At 55.8% G+C, this 20450-nt stretch carries 19 protein-coding genes; 5 read left to right on the top strand and 14 right to left on the bottom strand.

Annotated features, from left to right (window positions below; genetic code table 11):
* Window positions 1-6: 6 nt before the first annotated feature.
* From AC2FNU_RS08530 to AC2FNU_RS08520, 3 genes are all read right to left on the bottom strand, one after another.
* Window positions 7-1281: an HlyD family type I secretion periplasmic adaptor subunit gene (locus AC2FNU_RS08530; RefSeq protein ID WP_496787173.1), complete on the bottom strand. Its 1275-nt coding sequence runs from the start codon at window positions 1279-1281 to the stop codon at window positions 7-9.
* A 41-nt stretch (window positions 1282-1322) separates the two neighbouring features.
* A complete protein-coding gene (locus AC2FNU_RS08525; RefSeq protein WP_496787171.1) occupies window positions 1323-3062 on the bottom strand; it encodes a type I secretion system permease/ATPase in 1740 nt (579 codons plus the stop codon).
* Between the two features lie 232 nt (window positions 3063-3294).
* Window positions 3295-4329 (bottom strand): AbrB family transcriptional regulator, encoded by a 1035-nt coding sequence (locus tag AC2FNU_RS08520; protein WP_496787169.1) that lies wholly within the window; start codon window positions 4327-4329, stop codon window positions 3295-3297.
* 108 nt (window positions 4330-4437) lie between these two features.
* On the opposite strand from AC2FNU_RS08520, the gene AC2FNU_RS08515 reads away from it, so the two are divergent.
* From AC2FNU_RS08515 to tcuB, 3 genes are read left to right on the top strand one after another with little or no spacing between them, the layout of a single operon-like run.
* Window positions 4438-5118: a GntR family transcriptional regulator gene (locus tag AC2FNU_RS08515; protein WP_496787167.1), complete on the top strand. Its 681-nt coding sequence runs from the start codon at window positions 4438-4440 to the stop codon at window positions 5116-5118.
* Window positions 5119-5129: 11 nt separating this feature from the next.
* Window positions 5130-6524, top strand: coding sequence for an FAD-dependent tricarballylate dehydrogenase TcuA (gene tcuA / locus AC2FNU_RS08510; RefSeq protein WP_496787164.1), 1395 nt, complete (start codon window positions 5130-5132; stop codon window positions 6522-6524).
* Window positions 6514-7581 (top strand): tricarballylate utilization 4Fe-4S protein TcuB, encoded by a 1068-nt coding sequence (gene tcuB / locus AC2FNU_RS08505; protein ID WP_496787162.1) that lies wholly within the window; start codon window positions 6514-6516, stop codon window positions 7579-7581. Before tcuA ends, tcuB begins: the two co-directional genes overlap by 11 nt.
* A gap of 8 nt (window positions 7582-7589) precedes the next feature.
* Here tcuB and AC2FNU_RS08500 read toward each other — a convergent pair whose 3' ends face one another.
* The 6 genes from AC2FNU_RS08500 to AC2FNU_RS08475 all read right to left on the bottom strand — a co-directional run bounded on the left by AC2FNU_RS08500 (window position 7590) and on the right by AC2FNU_RS08475 (window position 12949).
* Window positions 7590-8378, bottom strand: a complete 789-nt coding sequence (locus AC2FNU_RS08500) for a LuxR C-terminal-related transcriptional regulator (RefSeq protein WP_496787159.1) — start codon at window positions 8376-8378, stop codon at window positions 7590-7592.
* Window positions 8379-8566: 188 nt separating this feature from the next.
* On the bottom strand, window positions 8567-8893 hold the full coding sequence (locus tag AC2FNU_RS08495) for a hypothetical protein (protein WP_496787154.1): 327 nt from the start codon (window positions 8891-8893) through the stop codon (window positions 8567-8569).
* Window positions 8894-8933: 40 nt separating this feature from the next.
* Entirely contained in the window at window positions 8934-9266 is a 333-nt protein-coding gene (locus AC2FNU_RS08490) for a hypothetical protein (RefSeq protein ID WP_496787152.1), read from the bottom strand.
* A 277-nt stretch (window positions 9267-9543) separates the two neighbouring features.
* On the bottom strand, window positions 9544-9945 hold the full coding sequence (locus tag AC2FNU_RS08485; RefSeq protein WP_496787148.1) for a hypothetical protein: 402 nt from the start codon (window positions 9943-9945) through the stop codon (window positions 9544-9546).
* Between the two features lie 792 nt (window positions 9946-10737).
* The gene (locus AC2FNU_RS08480; RefSeq protein ID WP_496787147.1) at window positions 10738-12072 is read right to left on the bottom strand and encodes an adenylate/guanylate cyclase domain-containing protein; all 1335 of its coding nucleotides are present in this window, start codon (window positions 12070-12072) and stop codon (window positions 10738-10740) included.
* A 31-nt stretch (window positions 12073-12103) separates the two neighbouring features.
* Window positions 12104-12949, bottom strand: a complete 846-nt coding sequence (locus AC2FNU_RS08475; protein ID WP_496787144.1) for a DUF4437 domain-containing protein — start codon at window positions 12947-12949, stop codon at window positions 12104-12106.
* A 120-nt stretch (window positions 12950-13069) separates the two neighbouring features.
* Between AC2FNU_RS08475 and AC2FNU_RS08470 the strand changes: the two genes are divergently transcribed.
* Complete coding sequence (locus tag AC2FNU_RS08470; protein ID WP_496787140.1) at window positions 13070-13969, top strand: LysR family transcriptional regulator; 900 nt, start codon at window positions 13070-13072, stop codon at window positions 13967-13969.
* Window positions 13970-14247: 278 nt separating this feature from the next.
* Here the strand turns inward: AC2FNU_RS08470 and AC2FNU_RS08465 are convergent, their stop codons facing one another.
* The 5 genes from AC2FNU_RS08465 to AC2FNU_RS08445 form a co-directional block, all read right to left on the bottom strand.
* Window positions 14248-15234: a zinc-dependent alcohol dehydrogenase family protein gene (locus AC2FNU_RS08465; protein ID WP_496787137.1), complete on the bottom strand. Its 987-nt coding sequence runs from the start codon at window positions 15232-15234 to the stop codon at window positions 14248-14250.
* A 59-nt stretch (window positions 15235-15293) separates the two neighbouring features.
* Window positions 15294-16139 carry an enoyl-CoA hydratase/isomerase family protein gene (locus AC2FNU_RS08460; RefSeq protein WP_496787133.1) on the bottom strand — a complete coding sequence of 282 codons (846 nt, stop codon included), beginning with the start codon at window positions 16137-16139 and terminating at the stop codon, window positions 15294-15296.
* Between the two features lie 92 nt (window positions 16140-16231).
* Entirely contained in the window at window positions 16232-17020 is a 789-nt protein-coding gene (locus AC2FNU_RS08455) for an SDR family NAD(P)-dependent oxidoreductase (protein ID WP_496787129.1), read from the bottom strand.
* 12 nt (window positions 17021-17032) lie between these two features.
* Window positions 17033-17998, bottom strand: coding sequence for an LLM class oxidoreductase (locus AC2FNU_RS08450; protein ID WP_496787125.1), 966 nt, complete (start codon window positions 17996-17998; stop codon window positions 17033-17035).
* A gap of 11 nt (window positions 17999-18009) precedes the next feature.
* The gene (locus AC2FNU_RS08445) at window positions 18010-18786 is read right to left on the bottom strand and encodes a CmcJ/NvfI family oxidoreductase (protein WP_496787120.1); all 777 of its coding nucleotides are present in this window, start codon (window positions 18784-18786) and stop codon (window positions 18010-18012) included.
* Between the two features lie 83 nt (window positions 18787-18869).
* Between AC2FNU_RS08445 and AC2FNU_RS08440 the strand changes: the two genes are divergently transcribed.
* A complete protein-coding gene (locus AC2FNU_RS08440) occupies window positions 18870-19805 on the top strand; it encodes a LysR family transcriptional regulator (RefSeq protein WP_496787115.1) in 936 nt (311 codons plus the stop codon).
* Window positions 19806-20450 lie beyond the last annotated feature (645 nt).

The following is a 20450-nucleotide window of genomic DNA, read 5'->3' as shown; positions in this document are numbered from 1 at the left end:
TCTGCCTTACTCGCGGAAGGCACGATTGAAATAGTCGGCCATCGGTTTGACCAGATAAGACAACGGTGTACGCTCATCTGTTTTGATCAGCGCTTCCACCGGCATGCCGGGCAAAAGCTCTTGACCGTTCAAGCGATCAATCTGGCCGTCGTTCAGTTCGACTTCTGCGCGATAGAACGTAAACCCTGATTGTTCATCAGTGAAGGTATCCGCCGAAACATTGTAAACCTGCCCGTCCAATTCGGGCGTTTCACGCTGATTGAATGCAGGGAAACGCAACGCCACAGGCTGACCAACATGGAGCTGATCCACATGGATTGCATCCACGCGTGCGGCCACCAACAAAGGCGTATCCTGAGGAACCACATACATCATGGGCTCGCCCGGTTGTACGACCGACTGCAGAGCAAACACCTGACTTCCATACACTCTGCCGGTAACAGGGGCGCGAATGTCCAGGCGGGTCAAGCGCTCGGACAAGGACAATCTGCGTTCAGACAATTCCGCGACTTGTGCCTGCACATCCCGCAAAGTGCTAATCGCTTCTTCGCGACGGGTTGCGGTAAGTTCAACGATCTGGATCTCGGTCGAGGCGATCTGACCTCTCAGACGCGCGACAGCAGCCTCCAGCCGACCAATCTCGCCGCTCAGGCTTGCCTCTTCCCGTTGCAAGGCAAGCACGCGGCTGGTTTGTGTCAGACCGCGATCCAGCAGGCTTTGCTGATCTTCAAGCTCATCTTCGATCAACTCAACCTGACGCCGCAACGACACCAGTTGAGCTTGCGTGCCTTCAATCTCGCTTTCGATCTGCACGACTTGCTTGCGGAGTTGTTCGTCCTGCCGAGACAGCGTCTCAAGTCTGGCGTTGAATAGGTTTTGTTGCCCTGAAATCAGATCAGCACCAATGTCGAATTCCTGTTGTACGTCGCTCAGTCGGTTTGCGAGCTCAGCAGATGTCAGACCATCCCGTTCTGCTTCCAACCGGACGCGCCTGGCCAACAATTCGAACAGCTGTGCCTCGACAATTGTCTTTTCGGAGAACAGGAAGGTATCGTCCAGGCGCAACAGCATATCGCCAGCTGCAACCATATCACCGTCGCGCACAAAAATCTCGCCGACGACACCGCCATCCGGGTGTTCAACGACCTGACGGTTGCTTTGCACTTCGATCACGCCTGACGACACAATGGCTCCGGCCAATCGTGTCTTGACGGCCCAGTACCCCAATCCGCCGACCAGCAGGACAAGCGCGGAGAATCCGACAAACGCAGGGATTCTCATGCTCCAGATCTGCGCTGGTTTCTTAGTCGATCTTTTCGCCATCATTCACCTACGGGGCTGAGCTTGCGTTTAATTGCGCCAGCGTTCTGCACCATTGCGCTCAGGACTTCATCGCGGCTGCCCGATTTGACCACCTGTCCTTTTTCAACAACCGCCAGATCATCGCATTCTGAAATGGCCTGAGGCCGGTGCGTCATGATGATGGTCGACTTGCCAGCAGCCTTGAGGCCCCGTACCGCCGCGTTCAGCGCGTCGGTCCCATCCGCATCCAGGGCCGAGTTCGGCTCATCCAGAATTAGAAGAACGGGGTCTCCGTAAAGTGCGCGCGCAAGAGCGATCCGTTGTTTTTGACCGCCAGACAACTGGCTGTCATTGCCCTCCAGGAAAGTGCCGTATCCTTTTTCCAAAGACAGGATCAGTTCATGCGCGTTGGCTTTCTTGGCAGCTGCCACAACTGCGTCGGAATCCGGAGTTTCGGACATCCGGGCAATATTTTCGGCAACTGTTCCGTTGAACAGGGTCACCTGCTGCGGCAAATAACCTATGTGGCTGCCAAGATCGTTGGGGTTGTATTGATCCAAAGTGGCGCCGCCCAACCTGATTTCTCCGGCCGCTGGCCGCCAAAGGCCCAACAATGCCTTGGCCAATGTTGTCTTTCCTGACCCGCTTTTCCCAATAACGCCCAGGGCTTTGCCGGGCTCCAACTTTAGGTTCACGTTCCGCAATGTCGGCGTTGAGGCACCCGGTGGAATTACAGTCAGGGATTTAGCCTCAAGTTGCGCTTTTGGCACGGGCAGTCGAATGCGTTCTTCTTCCGGTGGGGTATGATCAAGGAATCGGTTCAATGAGACCCACGCTGTTCGGGCACGCTCAACAACGCCCCACTGACCAACGGCTTGCTCAACAGGGGCCAGAGCACGCCCCAGCAAGATTGAGCCGGCAATCATCGCACCCGGAGTCATTTCGTTTTGCAGGACAAGCCACGCGCCCAATGCCAGCATGGCTGATTGAAGAAACAGCCGTAACGATTTGGTAAGAGACGTAAAACTACCAGTCCAGTCACTGGCCGCAATAGACTGACGCAGAGCGTCCGAGCGCTGGTTCAACCACCGTTTTGTGACGTCTGCCTGCATCCCTTGCGACCGCACAACCTCTGCCGCCTGTCTGGCATGTTCAGAAAAAGCGTTGGCCCGCGCGGTAGCCGATTGAGCTTCGGCCACTTTCCGGCTGGTCATTGCCTGATTGAGCAGTGCGATTACCACAAGCAGGACGCCGCTGACCACGGCCAACCAGCCAAGCAGTGGATGAAACAGAAAAATCGCGCCCAAAAAAACTGGCGTCCAGGGAATGTCCATGACAGCCAGCAGAACCGGTGAAGAGCACAGGTTTCGAATGGATTCGAGATCGCGCAGCGCTGTTGCGGGGGCAGAACGCACCTGTGGAACAAGGGATCGACGCATCGTGGCTTCGAACACACGCTCGTCCAACTGCGATTGAAAACGTGCGCCAAAGCGCGCAACGATGCGGCCCCGCGCAAAATCGAGCATCGCCATAAGTGCGTAAAGCATGGCCACCAGCAAGAAAAGCGCGGTCAGAGTCTCGACCGCACGCGAGCTCAGAACCCGGTCATATACTTGCAGCATGAACAAAGGACCGGTCAGCATCAGCAAATTAACGAAGATGCTGAACAGAAACGCCAGCGCAAGAAACGCGACGCCTTGGTTCCGCACGTTGCGCAGTTCATGGCGCGGAGGCGCGGAAAGGCGGTGTTCAGATTTCACTGTTTTCGATCCCCATCAATCCAGCAAGCATCGCCGCATTTAGAAAACTAGTTCAGCCTTGCCAAGTTTGCACATGTTTTTTGAGCAAGAAACCGCAAGCCGACGGTAAAAAAAGCGTCATTCAGCCTTTGTTCGAAATTTACGCAAAATAGACCCGCGCCAAAATGTGGTCGATGTTTCGAAAGGTGTGGCATGAGTCGCGCAATTCTAAGCTCAAAGGTGTTCTGCCGAGTTATTCTCGGGGCTTTGTCCATTTCACAATGAGATTTGCGGCAATGGGTGCGCCAATTATGACCAACACGATCCGCGTCAGGTGGTGGGTAATAACAAAGCCCAGATCGGCACCTGACACGATAGCCAGAACAGTCATCTCGGCTTGGCCGCCGGGAGCGAAAGCCAAAAAGGCCTCGACAGGGTGCCCCAGCCCCAGCGTTGTAACTATTGCTGTGAAGACTGCCGCCAGAATGGCAAGAACGAAGACGTAAGTAACACCGGCCGCCACAACACGACGCAGTTCGGTCCATGTGACCCCCACAAATTTAACTCCGATTGCACAGCCAATGAAGAATTGTGCGGCCAATATGGCTTCTCGAGGTGGGCGGGTATGAATGAAGTCACCCAGGGATAGCGCTGCCGTCAAAATCATGGGCCCCAAGATGGATGCGCCGAAAAGCCCAATACGCTCGCCACCTTTCCATCCAACCAAAGCTGCGACCACCATGAGCATCAGTTCGTGCACCGGAAGGTCACGTGCAGGCTGTCCGATCGGGTTCGTCAGATCTGCGTCGTAGAACAACGTCAGGATTATCGGGGCGAGGGTTACAATGATAAGGACACGCGTTCCGTGAATAAGCGACAGGGTGCGAGGGTTGGCACCAGCTTCGGTGCCGAAGATGATCATGTCCTGAAGACCGCCAGGCATCGCGGCATAGAACGCGGTTTTCGCGTCGAAACCCCAAACCTTGCGGAAAAACGGAACACCGATCAACGCGATGAGCAAGATAAAGAATGGAACCAGCAGGATCGAAGAAGCCATTTTGGGCAGTTGGGCAAAGAGGGCAGGTGTAATCGAGGCCCCAACCGCAACACCCAGTATCGTTCGTGCGGCCACCGAAATCTGCCCAAACCCTTCCATGGGGGCATGAGCCAAAGCTGCTATCAGACAAGCACTCATCGGTCCAAACAAGAAGGGCAGGGGCAGGCTTAGCATCCAAAACGCACCTGTACCCAGAACCGCAAGGCCGAACGTTACAGCCCGCTTGGTCATGAGGGAAGGTGGATTTGCCAGGATGCGCAAGATGCAGGTTCCGTTGTCGTTGACTCGCTGTGTATCCAAATGTATACAAGTGAACGCAAGGAAGCAATAGAGCCCGCGATGACAATCCAAGACGCCGCCTTACAGCCTGGTCCTCAAGGCAATTCCACGTATCAGCGCCTGCTGGAAGAGATTCGCGAAGGCATTCTTCTGCCCGGCGACCGCCTGCGCGAGATAGATTTGTCCGAGCGGTTGGGCGTCAGCCGTACTCCGGTGCGCGAGGCGATCCGGCAGTTGGAGGCCGACGGGCTGGTCACGCACGTTCCGCGGCAAGGCGCGACTGTTCGCAGTTTGGACTACGCCGAAGTTATGGAACTGTATGAAATGCGCGCCGTGCTGGAAGGCACCGCCGCGCGGCTGGCGGCCCGTGCGGCGTCAGATGTCGAGTTGGACGAGCTGGACCTCTTGAACGATCGGCTGGCCGAAGCGGGTACTGGCCCTGACGCGGCCCAAATCAACAGGGTCTTTCATGCAACCCTTCTGGATGCGTCCAAGAACCGGTTTTTGGCAAAATCCATGCTCTCTTTGCAAAAGGCGCTGTTGATCCTCGGACCATCACAGTTGCTGGATGGCGACCGTGCCGTGGCAGCAGTGGCAGAGCACCGGCGTATCATGGCCGCTTTAAAGGCCCGCGATGGCGCAGCGGCCGAGACAGAGATGAGGGCGCATATTCAGGCTGCGCAGCGGATGCGAATCCGAGCGTTGCAGAACCGCGACCGCTCAATCGACGAAGATCAGTAGGTAGACAGGATATGGCCACCCAGAAGGAAGCTTACGATATCGTTGTGATCGGGGGCGGTAACGCAGCCCTTTGCGCCGCAATGACAGCCGCCGAGGCCGGCGCCCGCGTTCTGATCCTTGAGACGGCGCCAAAACCTTATCGCGGCGGAAACTCGCGCCACACCCGCAACTTTCGCTGCATGCACAAGGCACCCTTGGGGCCATTGGTCGAGGAGTATAGCGAAGACGAATACCTCTCGGATCTGCTGAAAGTCACCGGCGGCAAAACCGACGAACATCTGGCGCGTCTCGCAATTCGTACCTCCGAGGAATGCTTGCCCTGGATGGAAGAGCACGGGGTTCGCTTTCAGCCATCTTTGTCGGGAACTTTATCTTTGGCGCGGACCAATGCGTTCTTTATGGGGGGCGGTAAGTCTCTGGTGAACGCGTACTACCGGACAGCGGCAAGTCTGGGCGTTGACGTGCTGTATGAGGCCGCCGTGTCGCATTTGGAACTGAATGCCGATAAGGTCGAATGGGTAGATTATACCTATGAAGGTCAGTCTCATCGCATCACTCCAAAGGCCGTCATTGTTGCCTCAGGCGGGTTTCAGGCCGACACCGATTGGCTGACCCGCGCATGGGGAGAGCCCGCAAAGAACTTCCTGATCAGAGGGACTCCGTATAACCGAGGCGTTGTTTTGGCCGATCTTCTGGATCAAGGTGTCGAAAGCGTCGGGGATCCTACACAGTGCCACGCCGTTGCCATTGATGGGCGTGCGCCGAAGTTTGACGGTGGCATCGTTACCCGACTGGACTGTGTTCCGTTTTCTATCGTCGTGAACAAGAACGCCGAACGGTTTTACGATGAAGGTGAGGACGTTTGGCCCAAGCGCTATGCGATCTGGGGTCGTCTGGTCGCGGCACAACCGGACCAGGTAGGCTATGTTATCATTGACGCGAAGTCGCTGAACTTATTCATGCCGTCTGTTTTTCCGCCGCTGAAGGCAGACAGTTTGGAAGAACTGGCCAGGGTAATGAGCCTTCCGGCAGATAAGCTGACGGCAACAGTTGGCGAGTTCAACGCAGCCTGCGGCGATACCAGCGGCTTTCATCCGACTGAATTGGACGGAGTGGCGACCTCGGGCTTGACCCCGCCCAAGACCAACTGGGCCCGTCCAATCACCGAACCGCCCTTCTACGGTTACTCGCTGCGCACGGGCGTGACCTTCACCTATCTTGGGCTGAAAGTCGACGATACAGCGCAGTGCTCGACCCCAAATGGCAAGATCAAAAATCTTTGGGCGGCAGGGGAAACCATGGCCGGATCTATTTTGGGGCAGGGGTATCTGGCAGGGTTTGGGATGACCATCGGAACCGTTTTTGGACGCATCGCAGGACGTGAGGCCGCCGCTTATGCAAACTGAACTGATACAGGAAGCCCGTCGGCAGGCCGAAATCTGCAATGCCTGCCGGTATTGCGAAGGGTATTGTTCGGTCTTTCCGTCACTTCACGCAGAACGCGCGTTCTCGGACGGAAACATTACCCAACTTGCCAACCTTTGCCACAATTGCAGGGGCTGCTATTACGCGTGCCAGTACACAGCTCCTCACGAGTTCGACCTGAACCTGCCCAAGGCCTTGGCCGAAGTGCGGCGGGACAGTTGGGAAAGCTTTGCATGGCCACAGCCGCTGGCGCGCCGGTTCCATACGCATGGCGGAGTTATCGCCTTGGCACTTGTGATTGGATTTGCCCTGCTGTTTTGGGCCATCCGCGCTATCGGGTCCAGCGGAGGCGAGGGGTTCTACGCCGTCCTGTCTCATAACGCGATGGTCGCGATCTTTGCGCCCGCGTTCCTGCTACCTCTGTTCACCATAGCCATCAGCCTCCGGCGCTATTGGGCCGAGGTCGGTGGCAAACCGATCCGGATGTCTGATCTGACGGCTGCTTTCAAACGTGCGGGCAAGATGCAGGATTTGGCAGCAGGCCATGGTGAGGGATGCAATTTCGAGGATGAAGACCGGTTTAGTCAGGGTCGACGGCACGTTCACCACGCCATCATGTATGGGTTTCTGCTGTGCTTTGCATCGACCTCGGTCGCGACGGTCATGCATTACGGTTTTGGTCTGCACGCGCCGTATGGGTTCTGGTCGTTGCCGAAACTGTTTGGGATTTCCGGCGGGTTTCTTCTGACGCTCGGGTGTGGCGCAATGGTGCTTCTCAAGCAAAAATCTGACCGAGATCTCGGAGACCCATCGGCTTGGGGAGGTGATGTTGCGTTTATCCTACTGCTTGGTTTTGTCGGGTTCAGCGGGCTTGCTCTCTATGCTCTTGGCTCAACGTCTCTAATGCCCCAGCTGCTCGCGATCCATCTGGGTTCAGTCCTGACATTCTTCCTGCTGACGCCATACACCAAAATGGCGCATGGGTTCTATCGTCTCGCAGCACTTGTACGGGATGCGCAAAGGAAGCGGGGTGCATAGCTTCAATCTTACGGCTCAATGACACCGTAGCTTAACGCGCGCGATACTGCATGCGCTCTGTTGCGCGCATTCAAGCGCCTAGCCGCATTCTTGATGTGCAGTTCGACTGTTTTGTCTGAAACGGACAGCTTGAAAGCGATTTCCTTGTTGGTCAAACCAGCGGCAACCCACAGCAAACACTCCTTCTCGCGGGAAGAAAGTGGAAAAAACTGCCGCATCATATCGCCTTCTTGCACCCGGGAATGAAACAGCATGGCGATGCTTTCAATCAGCGGGGTCGCACGGGCAACAATCTTGTCTCCTTCTTTGTCGCTTTCAGCGTCAAAGCAAACGCCTGTCCCGCCCAGTTTCCAGTTCGACGCATCCCGAACAGGAACAGTAATTCCATAGGCCATTCCAAACTCTTTCATGGAGTTCAGAAAGAAATCCGATTTTTCGGTCTGGTACTTTTTTGCCCGGGGATCTCGCCACGAGATCGGTCGGTAATCTTCGGTCAATGCATATTGATCAAATGGGTCGTGATCAATGTAACCTTCGTCAAGGTACAGCTTGTTGAACTCTTCGACATGAGACGACATCGCGACAACCTCGGATGCAATCGAACGGCCAACGGTCTTTGGGAAAAAGCCATAAACCGCACTTTTTACTCCGAGTTGAGACAAAGCGTCGGAATAGTGCGACCAAGCGAGATCAACAGTTGCTGCATTGGACAGCTTTTCAGAAAACTCAAGAAGATTACTTGTTCTTTCTTTATCGATGTAAGTAATTCTTTTCATTTTGCACTTAACAAATGCCACTCACCAATGCTGTTCATCTTGACGTCGAAATGATCGGTCCGTCAAGTTATTTAAATCAAAGGGAAATCGCTGGGATTGTTGGCTCGTTTCTGGGCGTGACAATGGTGAGGTGCTTCTAATTCCTGTCTCCGCTGAAAAGGCGGCGAAGAGTGCAAAATACCTTCAGTTGTTCAAAACCTGGCAGAACGTCAACTACCGCATTGTTTCTTTGTCTTGCTTTCAAAGTTCAGCAAAATCATAGATAAGGCTGCCATATCCAGAAATCCTTCGAATCCAGCCTTTTTTCGAAGCCTTTCCGCTTCGACTTGGTCTCCTTTTGCACCGGCCATAACTATGGCAAAAATTTCCTGATCAAGATCGGTTTTGGCCAGTTCGTATTGACATGTGCAGAACCCTTTGGAACTTGCCCCCATGCTTAGGCAAAAATCAACAAAAGCAGATTTGTCGCGGTCCCCCCAACACCCGGCAAGCACTAAAGCTACGGATGGAATGGCCATAAAACTAACGATTTTCATAGTTATCCTCGCTTGTCCAAGCGTACTTCAATCAAAAGCCTCACTTCTGGTAAACAACGGCTTCTGCGCAGTTTTCCTCACCCATCCGACAGCTTATGTCTTCTAGGTGAACCTCGAATGAGGCTTCGCAGGCTTGTTTTGGGAACTCCACAGACAACGTGCTTTTCCCGCTTGGCAGGTCGGCGTAGCGCACATGATCCGAACTGGAATACGCGTTACCTGGACCACCTGTCCACTTATCCTTGAAAATATCGTACTTAGGTTCCTGTGCCGCCAAAGGGTCCATTACAGTGACCTCAAAGCCCAGGTGGTGAATGATTTCTGAATTGCCGTTTTCCAGCGCAAATCGCACCACGCAGTTCTCCATGCTCATTCCCAAAAAAGAGCTACTGCCTTTCACTGAACCGATATACCGCAATGAGATTTCCTTTGGCTTACAAGCGGCTAGAAAAATGAATGATAAGAGTAACGCGAGGCCGAATTTCGTCCGAGCGCCAAATATTCGGCACCGGCTCCTTTTCATAAAGCTGTTCACTATGTTGATCCTCAATGCTATTGGCTGAAGCAATGTCCCCAAAAAAACGGAAATTATCGGCTCGCAAGTTCAGAAAAACCCTACTGTACACTTGTTAGGCAGGGCAGGGCTGCTTTTAGCGCGTCATGTTTGACAACACGCCCTTTGTGCGGATTTGACTAAAGATGATGAAGATCGGCACAATGATGCCTATCGCCGCGACATACTGCAAAAATGTGAACCAAATTCCGAAGCCGACAGTCGACCGCCGAACGTTGACAAACCCAGCACCGGCAACCAGCGCGACAGTGGCAATCTTCAGGACCAAAGCATTTGAGGGGTCGTAGGATTCATAGTTCGGGTCGCTCATTACAGCTCCGAACAATAGTGTTCCTAGGCTGAGGACAACCAAAACGAACGTCCAATTAAAAACCATGTTAAAACCATAGATTTCCCTGGCTTTTTTGGCTTGGTTCATCAGAACGAAGATTGAGCCCAATACAAAGGCAATAACTAGTAAAACATTAAAAGCTTCCATAAAGCCTATTTTCCTTTCGATTTCTTACGCGAAACCTTGCACTTAGGTGCCGCTGCACATTCGATTGAATGCTGAGATCAAAATCGCGCAAACGACAAAGGCGAAGAATATAGGAATTTCCCTAGGTTGGTTCGCAACCTTCTAGACTATTGCCCAAAACAAACCTCCGCCTAATCACGGCTCTGGATCGGCAAACCTTAGTTAGAGTCCCTTGGCGAAGCCTGAAAAAACCAGTGTCGGATCACCTTAATGGTGAGACTGCGGTTCCAACAAAATCAGCTACTTCGAGTTTTGAATTTTTGAGACTCCAGAATCCGCAATTTTCCAACCGAAAAATTAACAAGCAGTCCTTCATTCAACGCGCAGAGAATGACTGCAAAGAGCCCGAACAGTCGAGAGGTTACGGCAACACGCAAGTTGTTGTAACGCTCCTAAGGTCCGCTCTAAGTTCTATTTTAGATGCCTATTCTTGCAACTTTCGATGGCATCAGACAAGTAACCTCAATGTTACTGCGCGCGGTCGCACGTAGAATGGTCATTGGTATCCTGAACCGCAAAACGCGTGCGACGCAGACTACAAATTGTGTAGTAAAGAACCTCTTCGCGGTGCTTGCTGCTGTGACCATTCTTTGGACCCAAAAATGACGACGCGCTGGTAGCGAGCGATTATATCATTGACATGCACCGAAGAGATCATGTGGGTGTCGAACTCAATGATTTTTGACGCCCATCTACGGCTCGTTGAGAACGCCACCGTCTTGTGTGACGGGCTCGATTTTTGTTCGATTTTGTCTACTCAGCACGGCTGGTAGACCAAACCCTGACCGGGGTCGCGCGCCCACGGATCGGTTCGAATTCTCCGCTCGTCAAATCCGGTGCGATATCCGCGGGCTCGACCCCCGTGTCCCGGACCGCTTGGATCAGAGCGTCGCTGGTGACCAGAGTTGTTTTCAGCCTGCGTGTCAGCTCTTCCAGACGGTTGGCGACGTTCACGGTATCACCCAGAACCGTGTATTCCAGCCGTTGCGCGTCACCGATATTGCCGACGACGACCTCGCCGAAATGAAGACCGATCCCGACGCCGATCGGTTCCTGCCCTGCGGCATCGCGGGCATGGTTCCAGTCATTGATGTCTTCGATCATCCGGGTTGCGCAGGTCAGCGCCAGCGCCGCATCGTCCGCCTTTGGGTCTGGAGTACCAAAATGCACCATGATCGCGTCGCCGATATACTTGTCGATGGTCCCGCCATGCGCAATCGCCTGGCGGGCCAGACGCCCATGAAACGCGCGCAGCAGGTCCAAGAGTTCAACCGGGGCCAACTGTTCAGAGATTTCAGTGAAGCCCTTCATATCTGCGAACAACACGGCGACCGGTTGTAGCTTGGGTTGATCAAGCGCCTGTGCGTTTTGGGCCAGCTCATTCACGATGTTCGGAGAGAAGTAACGCGACAGGGCCGCGCGTTCCCGTTCGACGGCCACCTGTCGGCGCACCAGATTGCGCGACCGCCAGACTGCAAGGGTCAGGATCAGAGTAACAGCGCTCAGGAAGACGATCTGATTCACCCAGCGCGCCACTCCCACCGCTGCCGGGTCCAAAACCAGGTCCAAAGCGGCCTCAAGCCCCAGCCCTGCGTCCAACACATCACGCGACAGGAACAACACCGTGTCGGGGCGGCGGATTACCCAGAAATACCCCACGCTCCAACACAGAATGGCCGCGACTCCGGCCCAGATGACAAGAACGGGCCGGTAGCTGAGCGACATATAGGCCAGGAAGATACCAAGGTACAAAAACCCCGGTCCACGCAGGTTCATCTGTGGCGACCAGCCATCCAGACCATAGGGGTTCGGTACAATGAGGATGTAACTCAGCAGCCCTGCGTCCAGAAACAAGCACAACGCATACGGCAGGCTGCTGCCATAGCCCCGGCGCGCGATCAGCAGCGGAACGATGCCCGACAGCAGAAAGGTCAGAATGACCCCAAGATACAGCACCGACCGTTCGGTTGGCAGAGCCACCGCCACCCAGATCGCCATCAGGGCCAGCACCGACGCTCGGCCCCGGACCATAAAGGTCAGGTTCGCGCGCTCTTCACGCGCGAAGGCGGAATGCTGCGGGTCGGCCATCTCGGGCTTCAAACAGACGGTGCCGATTGATTCATTGTGCCTCGGCGACCTGATAGGTGCCGACTGTTCGAACATAGAGAACGCAGCCCGCATCACCTTCGCAGGACAGGGTGTGGGCAACCACGCCATCCGAACCGAAATAGCTGCCCGGCTCCAACGTAGTAGGTGCGGACAAATCCCCGGCTTCATGCGCAATATCGCCCTGGATCACCACGGCTTTCAGCTCATCCACCCCGGTCTGCAATTCGGCAGAGTATCCGGCGGGCAAACGCAGAAACGTGCCGTTCAATGCTCCGGCCTCGGGCGTGCCCCACAGGAAAGCGACTTCGGGGGCAGCGCCTTCGCCGGTATGCTGCAGCCATGTCAAATCGGAAGGGTCGAGCCACACAAGGTTGCGGGCCTCGACATTTATCGGGCGCTCGTTGTTGTCGAACGCTTCGTCCGAGGGCTGCACCAGATAGGGGCCGGACAGGATTTCCAGAAAGGCAAACCCACCGCCCGAGCCGACCGAGGTGACATGCACCTCACCCGCAGGCTGGATCCAGAACGAACCCGGTCCCATCCATAGATCGGCGGCGTCAGGATCATCATTATGTACCGTGCCTTCGATCACCACGCCGCGATAGGTGATGTTGTGGATATGCGGCGGCGAGCGAAAGCCACTTGCGAAGGAGATCAGCGCTCCGCTGGCGTTGTCTTCACGGATGTTTCCCCACAGCACACCGGCCTGCGGGCTGGCATCACCTCGGGCTGGGTTCAGGTGGATGAAATCCACATCAGCGCGTTTGACCACCTCGACGGTGGCCTCAGAAAAGGCCGGATTGGCGAGGAAACCAACGCCAAGCACCAGCGTTGAGAGGAACGTTCGGATGGTCATGATATCTCCTGTCCGTGCAAGATGCCCATCCGCGTGGGGGATGGATTGGCGTAAGGTAGGGCTCCGGTCAGTGCGGATAATCCTCTTGTTTACGGCTTCACAATTCCCTAATTCGGGATAATGGACTTCGATTTGAAATCTCTGGAACTGTTTGTGCGTGTTGCCCAGTTGGAGGCGATCGGCAAAGCGGGCACCGAACTTGGTCTGTCGCGCACCGCCGCCTCGCAGCGCATTCAGGACCTTGAGGCCGCTGTCGGCACCCAGTTACTGCACCGCACTACCCGGTCTGTCTCGCTATCCGGGGATGGAGAGGCGTTTCTGATCCATGCCAAGCGCATCCTTCAGGATGTTGAGGACGCCTTGTCCGACCTGCAAAGCGACCCGCAGGCGATCAGCGGCACGTTGCGCGTGGCGGGGTCAGCCTCGTTCGGGCGCAAGTATCTGGCCCCGTTCGTGGCCGAGTTTCTAGGTCTCTATCCGAAGCTCTCACTGCACTTGCATCTGAGCGATGCGCCGTTTGACATCGTGGACAATGGCTTTGATCTCGCCATCCGATTGGGAGACCTGGCGCCATCAACGTTGAAAGCCCGACGTATCGGGGAAAGTCCGCGTATCGCGGTTGCCGCCCCAGCCTATCTTGAACGGTTCGGCACCCCTCAGGTGCCTGCCGAACTGAAACAGCACAACTGCCTGATCCGTTCGGATCTGCGCAACTGGGTTACACGCGGGCCGGATGGCGGTATCGAAGAGGTCAAAGTATCCGGCAATTTCGCCACCAATCTGGCCGAAGCCGTGACCGAGGCCGCTCTGACCGGCGTCGGCATTGCACGCAAATGCCGGTGGGAGATTGACGAGCACCTTGCTTCCGGCGCTCTGGTGACGGTTCTGCCGGATCATATCGTGGTGCCCGAATGGGGCATCCACGCCGTCCGCTCGCCCTCACGCACACCACCCGCACGGGTCCGGGCCTTCACGGATTTCATTGCTCGGAAGTTCCAGCAGCTTCCGGCGCTGAATTGACGCGGTTTATGTGGCTGCCATGCCGCCTAAACATATAATAACGCAGAGCGCCCACCATGTTTTTGCGCAGGCGGCTCTGGCCCGCCCTCGTTTGCGCTGATAGCTTTCCAGGGGCAGGGACCTGTGTTGCATACTCCGAGGTCTGCTACGTACCCAAGGTAACCTGTGCCGCTATTAGCACTAGGATCAGTTAGCCGAACGGTAGGTTGCATCATTTGCAGCCCATTTTGAATTAGCGCGCAAGATTATCGTTGCGCACCACTCTTCGCGGGCTCAGATCACAGTTCTATGACGACCTTCCCGACCGCAGCTCCGTTTGTAAGGTGCGCATAAGCGGCACCGACGTCGACCCACCCAAACTTCTGGTCGTCAACAATGGGTCTGAGCGCGCCCGCATCTACCATGTCTGCCAACGTCCTCAGGATATCGCCATGGGTTTGTCGTCCGACGTTGTGCATCATCGGGATCAGCATGAAGACGACATGCAGAGACAGACCTTTGAAATGCGCTGGCGTCAAATCAAGCTCAACCATTGCAACCGTCGACGCGACATGGCCATTCAGCTTGGCCGCTTCGAACGAGTTCGTCATGTTCGGCCCGCCGACGCTGTCAAACACCACATCGAAGCCCGCACCGCCAGTGTGCTCGACCACGTAGTCCTCGACCTTTTGCGTTGTGAAATCCAAGGGCCGCGCGCCAAGCCCCTCGATCAGAGACATCTGATCGGCACCGCGACCTGTTGCGGAGACCGTTGCGCCCAGGTGGCGGGCGATTTGGACAGCGGTATGACCAACGCCACCGGTGCCACCCTGAACCAGTACGGTTTGCCCCTTGCCGACACCGGCACGGGTCAGCCCTTCGTAGGCGGTGATACCGACGAGTGGCAGCGCCGCGGCTTCGCGCATGCTCAGAGTTTTAGGTTTTTGAGCAATCAGGCGCGCATCTGCGTTGATGTACTCTGCCAGCGAGCCGGGCAGGTCCAGCAATCCACCGGCGCAGCCATAGACCTCATCACCCACCTCTAAATCTGTCACACCGTCACCCAAAGCGACAACTGTGCCAGCAAAGTCCATGCCCAAAACGGCAGGCAATGCGGGGGATAGAGGCAGCTCCGCGCCCATGGTTTGGATCATCGTGTCGACGGTGTTGACGCTGACGGCGGCCACTTTGACCACCACATGTCCGGGTGTTGCGACCGGGTCGGGCATTTCTGTCAGCTCGAACGGTGCGTCGGGTCCATAAGTCTTTAGAACCATTGCTTTCATTGGGATAGTCCTTTTCTGATATCATGCCAGCGGGCGCTGACGTAACCTTTCCTCGGGGGTTAGTTGATGTCCTGCACCTGCATCACCAGATCGCCCCATTTGCGCTGGTTTTCGATGTCATGTTCCAAACCTTGTTCATCCGCGATGGCGAACCGTTTGACAGCCGGGGTTTTGCTGGTGGCCTGATAGAGCCAGTAGGCTTCGGCCTTCAGCGCCTTATCAATGGGTTTGTCGATGGATTCATAGACCATCTGCTTGCAGGCATTGATCGACTCGGCCGGGAACTTCGCGATCCGTTCGGCCAGCGCAGTCACATACGGGCCGATCTCATCCGGCTCTAGCGCCTTGTTGATGGTACCCAGACGCTCTGCATCGTCCGCGTCATAGTCTTGTGCGCTCAGAATGATCTCAAGCGCTTTGCCAAGGCCGGTCTGGCGCGCCATGCGCGAGGCGCCGCCGCCACAGGGTAGGATGCCCATGCCAACCTCCATTTGCATGAACTTGTACTTTCCTCGCGCCGCAAAGCGCATGTCGAGCGCCAACGCCAATTCGTGACCGCCGCCGCGTGCAAACCCTTCCAGCTTTGCGATGGTGGCCTGTGGCACCGTGCTAATCCGCTCGCAGACCGCCTGCAGATCCAAAAGCTGTGCGTCCTCGCGAGATACGGCCTCAGTCGACATGTCCTTGAGCAGGTCGGTGTCGTAGTGGCAGACCCAGATTTCCGGATTGGCGGATTGAAAGATCACGACCTTGGTGTCGCGGTCCCGCTCTAGCCGCATGGCAAGACTGTTGAGGTCGGCCAGCATTTCCTGGCCTTGCACGTTCACAGAGCCAAAGTTAAACGTGATCGTGGCGACGCCGTTTTCGACAGCAACATCAAATGTTTGAAAATTCTCATACTTCATTAGACAGTCCTTTCTTGGGCCTCGACGCGATACGCGCGAGGGGGCGGGAGGAGGTAAAAGTGGAAGTGCTTGGCGCGATCGCGCCGCTTGGGTCAGCCGGTCTGGCTGATCAAGGTTCTGATGGTGGTCATGACATCCGCAGCATGCCCCTTGTCGAGCGCTGCGGCATGCGGATCGGCGAAGGCCGCACTGTCATTGTCGAAATAGGCACCTGACGCCTCTACAAACCGCGCGCCCAAGGCCGCGTCAATCAAGATGTCAGCGCCGATGTTCATATCGTTCCCTGCGAGGCCAAAGCCTTCTTTCACCATCTTTGATGCCAAAAGAGATCCGGGGTTTACGGCGACCATCACAGGTGCATTCGAAAGCGATTTGGCCCATTCGCGGGTCCAGATGGTGATCGCCAACTTGCTTTGGGCGTAGGCCTCCATATCCGCCAGAGGCACATTGCCCTGCATGGCCTTGAGGTTCACCGGTGCCTGAGCCGCCGATGACAGGTTCACGACACGCCCGTCGGCAGGAATGACCGGCAGCAGCAGTTTGGTCAGAAGATATGGTGCAAGCGTGTTCACCACAAAGCGGATGTCCTGACCATTTTCCAGCACGGTTTGCGGGGCTTTCAACACACCTGCATTGTTGATTAACACATCCAGTTTGTCATGTCTGGCCCGTACGCTTTCGGCGAGTTTTCGAACCGCGGAGAGATCGCTGAGATCAGCGGCATAGGTTTCGACATCGCCTCCGACGGAAGCAGCCGCGCTCTCCAATTTGGTTGCACTGCGTCCATGGAGGAGCACTTTTTGCCCATCGGCAGCCAGCTTCTTTGCGGTCAGCAGGCCAATGCCGTCGGTTGAACCTGTAATGAGAATAGTCTTGGTCATTGGTCTGTTCCTTTAAGAAAAGTCAGGCAGAACGGTATACGCCAAATGTTCGAGGGTTGTGTCGATGGGTGCTTGATTGAACCTCAGGTTCAGTGCGACGTGATTGACCCCGAGCGCCTCGATCTCGTGCAGATAACTGCGAAGGAACTCGGTGCCAGACTGAAACCCAAGATGGATTGGGGTTGGTGGTGCAGCGGGGTCGACAACAACATCGACATAGAGCGATTGCATGACAGGCTTATCCGGTTGACCCGCCGCCGTCACACGTCTGCGGTAATCCGCGATGACTTGACCCTGAGCCGCAGCATTGCGCGGATATGTCATCCAACCATCTCCGTTCTGCGCCACCCAATCGGGCGTTTGCTGGCTACCGCCGGTAATGAGCATCGGCAGGCGCGTTCCATGCGGTTTTGGCAACAGGTCGATCCCTCCAGACAATACGCCCTGCGCGTTCTCATGCGTGGGAAAGGCCGAAGCGACTGCGCGGATGTAGTCAAAGCTATCGCGGAAACGTGCCCCGCGATCGTCATAGCTCTGGTTCATCGACGGGTACTCCTCAGGCCGATCACCGGACGCAACGCCCAACAGCAACCGCCCGCCCGAGAGTACATCTGCGGTCGCCGCCGCCTTGGCCACATGAGCAGGGTGGCGTAAAGGAAGAATGACACTCGACGTTCCAAGCGCGATCCGGTCCGTCGCCGTTGCCAGCGCACCCAGATAGACAAATGGATCAAAAACCTGCCCGGGATCCCCAAAGCTTGGAACATTGAAGGGGACGTCGCGCAGCCAAAGTGACGCAAACCCAAGTTCTTCTGCCCTCTGAGCCGCCTTTAGATGTCCCCGCAGTTTCGGCTCTGCGCCGACTGTGTATGCTTCGAGCGGCAGCACAAGGCCGATGCTCAACCGCCCGGGACGGAACACCCGGTTGTAGGCCGCGTTGATCTGGGCAAACTCTGTAGGCTGCATTTTTTCCAACATCACGGGCTCTTTTAATAGCGCACCAATGTGCGGCTCTCGATGCTTTTGCGAATGGTGGAGATGCTTGGATCTTCGACCATATCGAGCGCGCTATGGGCAATCGACGGCAGCCTCCGATTGTCATAGATGTTGAAAACCGCCACTTCGCCCGGCGTCATCTTGGACTGGTAAATCCACTCATGGTTCGAGTTTGCCGCCAACCCCATGATTTGCCCTTTGCGGTTCGGATAGATCAGGTCCAGAAGCAGCCAATCAGACGGATCAACAGATGACGGGCGAACAAACCCAAGGGGTGCTATATTGATCGGATGCTCCACCGGGCGCCACACATTGACAAAGGCATAGCGGCCCCGCGCCCATTCAGCGGCGGTCTGAGCCCCCAACAAATCCACAAGGCGCTGCTCGGCCCCGTCCTTGCTGTAGTCACTATGAACGTTGCGAGCGGGCTTTCGCGTCGTATCGGGGTCATCCACTCGAACGGTGTGATCAAAAACCACAACCTCGCGCGCGCCCAACTTTTCCTGAAGCATCGCCGTCAACTCGGCATCATAGGCGTGTTTCCAGCTGTCACCCGAAAAGTTCTGGACCTGCGTTGTCAGCGACGTGAACTCTACGCCGTCAGACGCGAATGTGACTGACGTGGCCGTCGCCCGGATGTCTGTAAGCTCAACAGATTTTGGGGCCAGTTCGGGGGAAATCAGGTTACCTGCGATACCTCCTGCATCAAGCTCAAAGGCTTGCCGGTGGGGCTTGTGAACATGGTAGTTGACTGTGGCTGTCCGAGTCATTTGCGCCTCCTGCCTGAAGTCTGTTGCGTCGATGAAAGGCATTTAACCTCGATCCAATTGCAGATAAACACCATGATCATGGAATGATAATTCTGGAATCGAATATAATGGGCCTTGATACAGACGCGCTCCGGCTGTTTGTCAGCGCGGCGGAAATGTTGAACATCAGTGCGGCGGGGCGCTCATTGGGTATGGCTCCAGCCGTTTCCAGCGCAAAGCTGGCCAAGCTGGAGCAAGCTTTAAGTTCCGAGCTTTTGCACCGCACAACGCGCAAAGTCGCGCTATCGGTCGAAGGGGCCGATTTCCTACCCTTCGCCCGCGAGATCATCGCACAGGAAGAGGCAGCGCTAGCAGCCTTGGGCAAGCAGACGACAACGATCAAGGGTACACTGCGCTTCGCGGCGCCAAGCAGTTTTGCACAACTCTACATCGCACCAATCCTGCCGAAATTCCTTGAACAGCACCCCGACCTCACTCTCGACTTGCGCCTGTCGGATGTGCAGTTCGATCTGATCGAGGGCAGCTACGACCTTGCGCTCAGAAACGCGCCGCTTGTCGATACCAGTCTGAAAGGCCGCAAACTGGCCGATGATCGGCGCATTCTCTGCGCCGCGCCGGCTTATCTTGAGGCCTGCGGCACACCTGAAACACCTGCCGACCTGACGGATCACCACCTGATCGCGTTCCAAAACCGCCAACCGCGCTCGCTGACAGGATTGGAGGGCGAAAAAGCCGTTTTCGATCCCGCTTCAACCAAAGGTCAATTGATTATCGACGACGGCCAAAGCCAGGTCCGCGCCACACTGGCCGGGGCCGGGATTTCCTTGAACGCCCTATGGAGCGTGCATGATCATCTGAAATCGGGCCGGTTGAAACGGGTTCTGCCAGACTTTGAGGCTGGTGAAGACAACGTCTTGTGGCTGATCTATCCCAAGTCGAACGTGGTATCCCCCAAAGTGCGGGTGTTCATGGACTTTCTGATCGCGGAGGTCGGCGCGAAGCCGCCTTGGGAAACATAAGAGCGCAAAACAGGTCAAGCGCGCTTTCGGACATCCTGACGCCAAGGCCGAGGACTAGATGTTAAGCGCACATGCTATTTCTCATCACCAGAGGCTGGATTGTCCCGCGTTGCGGTCTTTCCAATCAAGCCTGAGGTGTGGCCGGTTCGTGCCACCAATCGCCGTTGCCGACAGGATTAAGTCATGCTAGCTGAGATCATGCCCTGATCGTTTTCCACTTAATCGCACCCAACACGGATTTCTCCGTGCCTGCTGTTGTGCGGATTGAAAGGAAAACGAATGAAACGACCAAAATAACCACCAATCCAAGGCAGACGTTTTGACGTTGAGATGCTCCAAGATACGGCATTTAGTCTGACCGAGCATGCTTCCAAGGGGCCGACTTGGCTTAGGCACGGAGGAAGAGTTTCCTTTGTTGTTCTGACAGAAGAGCTGTTTGAACAAGTTTGGCTTGACCGTCGGCGCGCTTGGAGCGTGGATGATATGCCAATTCGCCATGAGCGAATGTTGCTCGAAGCGCTTGAGCCTTCGCTTTCTCAAGACAGTGAAGAATAGAGCATTAAAAGCGTGAGGGCAGGGTGGTCAGGGGTGCTGTAAATCCTGGCCACCTGACAGAGTTCAGAAAAAATGGCCAATCGCCCTCGC

This window comes from Ruegeria sp. BHSB064 (assembly GCF_059613205.1).
The sequence above is the reverse complement of the archived record's forward strand: the minus strand, read 5'-3'. Positions and strand labels throughout refer to the sequence as shown.

What these genes read in the sequence shown, in the direction of transcription:
- AC2FNU_RS08490 (WP_496787152.1), bottom strand. Translation starts at nt 9,266, where the DNA reads ATGAGCATGGAGAACTGCGTGGTGCGATTTGCGCTGGAAAACGGCAAT.
- AC2FNU_RS08455 (WP_496787129.1), bottom strand. Translation starts at nt 17,020, where the DNA reads ATGACCAAGACTATTCTCATTACAGGTTCAACCGACGGCATTGGCCTG.
- AC2FNU_RS08470 (WP_496787140.1), top strand. Translation starts at nt 13,070, where the DNA reads ATGGACTTCGATTTGAAATCTCTGGAACTGTTTGTGCGTGTTGCCCAG.
- AC2FNU_RS08530 (WP_496787173.1), bottom strand. Translation starts at nt 1,281, where the DNA reads ATGAGAATCCCTGCGTTTGTCGGATTCTCCGCGCTTGTCCTGCTGGTC.
- AC2FNU_RS08520 (WP_496787169.1), bottom strand. Translation starts at nt 4,329, where the DNA reads ATGACCAAGCGGGCTGTAACGTTCGGCCTTGCGGTTCTGGGTACAGGT.
- AC2FNU_RS08445 (WP_496787120.1), bottom strand. Translation starts at nt 18,786, where the DNA reads ATGACTCGGACAGCCACAGTCAACTACCATGTTCACAAGCCCCACCGG.
- AC2FNU_RS08460 (WP_496787133.1), bottom strand. Translation starts at nt 16,139, where the DNA reads ATGAAGTATGAGAATTTTCAAACATTTGATGTTGCTGTCGAAAACGGC.
- AC2FNU_RS08480 (WP_496787147.1), bottom strand. Translation starts at nt 12,072, where the DNA reads ATGGCCGACCCGCAGCATTCCGCCTTCGCGCGTGAAGAGCGCGCGAAC.
- AC2FNU_RS08465 (WP_496787137.1), bottom strand. Translation starts at nt 15,234, where the DNA reads ATGAAAGCAATGGTTCTAAAGACTTATGGACCCGACGCACCGTTCGAG.
- tcuB (WP_496787162.1), top strand. Translation starts at nt 6,514, where the DNA reads ATGCAAACTGAACTGATACAGGAAGCCCGTCGGCAGGCCGAAATCTGC.
- AC2FNU_RS08440 (WP_496787115.1), top strand. Translation starts at nt 18,870, where the DNA reads ATGATAATTCTGGAATCGAATATAATGGGCCTTGATACAGACGCGCTC.
- AC2FNU_RS08495 (WP_496787154.1), bottom strand. Translation starts at nt 8,893, where the DNA reads ATGAAAATCGTTAGTTTTATGGCCATTCCATCCGTAGCTTTAGTGCTT.
- AC2FNU_RS08515 (WP_496787167.1), top strand. Translation starts at nt 4,438, where the DNA reads ATGACAATCCAAGACGCCGCCTTACAGCCTGGTCCTCAAGGCAATTCC.
- AC2FNU_RS08475 (WP_496787144.1), bottom strand. Translation starts at nt 12,949, where the DNA reads ATGACCATCCGAACGTTCCTCTCAACGCTGGTGCTTGGCGTTGGTTTC.
- AC2FNU_RS08485 (WP_496787148.1), bottom strand. Translation starts at nt 9,945, where the DNA reads ATGGAAGCTTTTAATGTTTTACTAGTTATTGCCTTTGTATTGGGCTCA.
- AC2FNU_RS08450 (WP_496787125.1), bottom strand. Translation starts at nt 17,998, where the DNA reads ATGTTGGAAAAAATGCAGCCTACAGAGTTTGCCCAGATCAACGCGGCC.
- tcuA (WP_496787164.1), top strand. Translation starts at nt 5,130, where the DNA reads ATGGCCACCCAGAAGGAAGCTTACGATATCGTTGTGATCGGGGGCGGT.